Source organism: Nostoc cf. edaphicum LEGE 07299, assembly GCF_015207245.1.
GTDB classification, from domain to species: Bacteria; Cyanobacteriota; Cyanobacteriia; order Cyanobacteriales; family Nostocaceae; genus Nostoc; species Nostoc edaphicum_B.
In genome coordinates this window covers 1-3,138 of sequence record NZ_JADEXF010000782.1, presented here as the reverse complement: position 1 = coordinate 3,138, position 3,138 = coordinate 1, and the positions used below count along the sequence as shown (strand labels likewise).

The following is a 3,138-nucleotide window of genomic DNA, read 5'->3' as shown; positions in this document are numbered from 1 at the left end:
CCCCAATAGTGGTATTTTTGTTACCGATCTAGTGGGAAAGTCCCAAAAAAATCAATCATCAATAGATTCTTCCAGCCACAACAATTATGCCGTGATTAAAAGCGGTAGTTGTGGTTTGTGCTATCGAAGGCTGATAATAGTTGTGTTAAACAAAAATACTAAGAATTAAAACAAACAATTGAGGCTTTCTAGGCGAAAGCAAAAAATTAGTACTAGAATGTGACTCAAAATTTCGGGAAGGTACAAAACAAGTTGTTGCAATATACACTTGTAGAGTAAATTCTATACGGCATTTTTATGGCACGGTTTTACAGGCCTGGAAAGCTCTAGGTGAATTATGTTGATCACGGTGCAGGGGAAGTAGGCTGTGCGAATTCCGCTAGATTACTACCGAATTTTAGGACTACCGTTAGCGGCAAGTGAAGAACAATTGCGACAGGCATACAGCGATCGCATTGTACAATTGCCGCGACGTGAGTATTCTCAGGCAGCAATTTCTTCTCGTAAACAACTCATAGAAGAAGCTTACGTGGTTTTATCAGATCCAAAACAACGCAGTACCTACGATCAGCTTTATCTTGCTCACGCCTATGACCCTGATAACCTTGCTGCTGCCGCAGTAGCACTGGAAAATCGTCCAGAAAGCACCAAAAGGGGTAGTGATATCCAGAGTTTGGGTATCGAAATTACTCAAGACGAGTTGGTTGGCGCTTTATTAATTTTGCAAGAGTTGGGGGAATACGAACTTGTACTAAAACTAGGTCGTCCGTACCTGGTAAATAAAAATGGTGCTACAAGTGCAAGAAAAGGCAATAATTTAGCAGACGAAGAAATACACGAAAGTGCTGAACATCCTGATGTCGTTCTCACTGTCGCCCTTGCTTGTCTAGAATTAGGTCGCGAACAGTGGCAACAAGGTCACTATGAAAATGCCGCCATATCTTTAGAAACTGGTCAAGAACTGCTAGTACGCGAAGGGTTGTTCGCTAGTGTCCAGGCGGAAATTCAGGCGGATCTTTATAAATTGCGACCATATCGAATTTTGGAGTTGCTGGCACTACCTCAAGAAAAGACTGCCGAACGAAGCCAAGGTTTGGAATTATTGCAAAATCTTTTAGAAGATCGTGGCGGGATTGATGGCACGAATAATGATGATTCTGGTTTAAACATAGATGACTTCCTGCGGTTTATCCAGCAGTTACGCAACCACTTAACAGTTGCCGAACAGCACAAGTTATTTGAAGCCCAAAGCAAACGCAATTCTGCTGTTGCCACTTACTTAGCTGTTTATGCCTTGATAGCGCGGGGATTTGCTCAACGGCAACCTGCTTTAATTCGTCAAGCAAGACAAATGCTCATACGTCTCGGCAAGCGCCAAGATGTACATTTAGAACAGTCGTTATGTGCATTACTTTTGGGACAAACTGAAGAAGCAACTCGTGTTTTAGAACTTAGTCAGGAGTACGAAGCTTTAGCTTTTATTAGAGAAAAATCTCAAGACTCTCCCGATTTGTTACCAGGGCTGTGTCTATATGCAGAACAGTGGTTACAACACGAAGTATTTCCCCATTTTCGAGATTTAGCAAACCAGCAAGCTTTTCTAAAAGATTACTTTGCTAACCAACAGGTACAAGCTTATTTAGAAGCACTGCCAAGGGATGCAGAAACAACTAATGAGTGGTCTGTAATTAACCCCCAAAATTTTCCCCAGCCGCAGACAAATAATTCGCCTTTCCCTAAGAATTCAACTAGGACTCCAACGCAATTTAACCACAGCAGAACACCTGACCTAGATTTGCCAGACACACCAGAATATTCAAACTTCTCACCACCTATGTGGAATTCATCTGCAAGTGTAAAATCAGAGGTTCCTGCTGCTGAACGAACGAGCAGAGCCAGTAATCAGAATTTGAACGGTTCAGCTAAAAGTGCTACACCTGCTCATAACCAAAAGCGTCGACGGAGAAAACCTACTCCATCTAATATCCGGGAGCGTTTACCAGACAATCGTCCTTATTCTCGGCGTCCTCGGCGGCGGCGAACTTTTGCTAACACTATTGAAGGGAAAACACGGCTGGTATGGAAAGTGTTTATTTCTTTAGTGAGTATTTTAGTTTTCTGGGTGTTAGCCACAACAACTTTTGGATGGTTAAAAAATCTGTTTTTTCCTACACGATCTGTACCTCCTTCACAGTTGTTTGTACAAATAAATCAACCACCAATATCTATTCCTCCTCCAAATAGTCCACCACAAGGACTAGATGGCCCTTTAACAGATGCAGCGGCAGAGCAAATCATTCGCACTTGGCTATCTACTAAAGCCGAAGCTTTAGGGCCGAATCATGAGATTAATAATTTAGAGCAGATTTTAACTGGTTCAGCTTTGTCTCAATGGCGGGTGATTGCTCAACAGGCTAGGTCTGACAACCGCTACCGCAAGTACGAGCATAGCGTAAAGGTGGAATCTGTAGAGAAAATTGATTTATTCGCAGATCGTGCCGCAGTGGTAGCTACGGTGAAGGAAGAGACGCAGTTATATGAAAATGGTCAGTTTAAAAACTCTTCTAACGATAATTTGCGAGTTCGGTACGAATTGATTCGAGAACGAAGTAAATGGCGTATTCAAAGTACATCTGTTGTGAATCAGATAATTAGATAAGTTTGAATTTTTAGGTGATGTCTACGACGAAGTGGCTGATCCCAATCCCTCATGAAGAGTAATTCTGATTCTCTGAACTTCTGAGCTGCGGAAGCCGCGCAAGAGAGTTCTCTCTGGATTCTGAATTCTTCTTCAATCGCTCTGACCCTGAAACTGATGTCCACCCGCCTCAATTCTGAGCTTACCTGACTTCCATCCCAGATAAATCGGGGTTTTATTACCATCAGCACTTTGGTAAACAGCAAAATGATCGCGCCAATCGTGGTAGTGTCCATTCCGCCAAACTTTTGGTAAATTATTACCCTGATATTGCAGTTTTACTTGAGCGAAAACCCCTTGATACCCAACTACTCCATAATTAATGTTATTCAGAGTTAAACGCGACTTTTTCACTATAGACTGCTGAAATTGCTCCCAACTGCCGTAGGTTTCTTGTTCACCAACTTCCAGAGCAAATCCACTTACTGTTCTCCCAGTAC

The 3,138-nt window shown here is 42.3% G+C and carries 1 protein-coding gene and 1 pseudogene; one reads left to right on the top strand and one right to left on the bottom strand.

All coding sequences use genetic code 11. The features are described from left to right. The first annotated feature begins 367 nt into the window (after window positions 1-367). On the top strand, window positions 368-2,659 hold the full coding sequence (locus tag IQ229_RS20575) for an IMS domain-containing protein (protein WP_194046918.1): 2,292 nt from the start codon (window positions 368-370) through the stop codon (window positions 2,657-2,659). Between the two features lie 132 nt (window positions 2,660-2,791). On the opposite strand, the pseudogene IQ229_RS20570 reads toward IQ229_RS20575, so the two are convergent. Continuing rightward, window positions 2,792-3,138 (bottom strand): annotated as a pseudogene (locus IQ229_RS20570) (hypothetical protein); the annotation flags it as partial.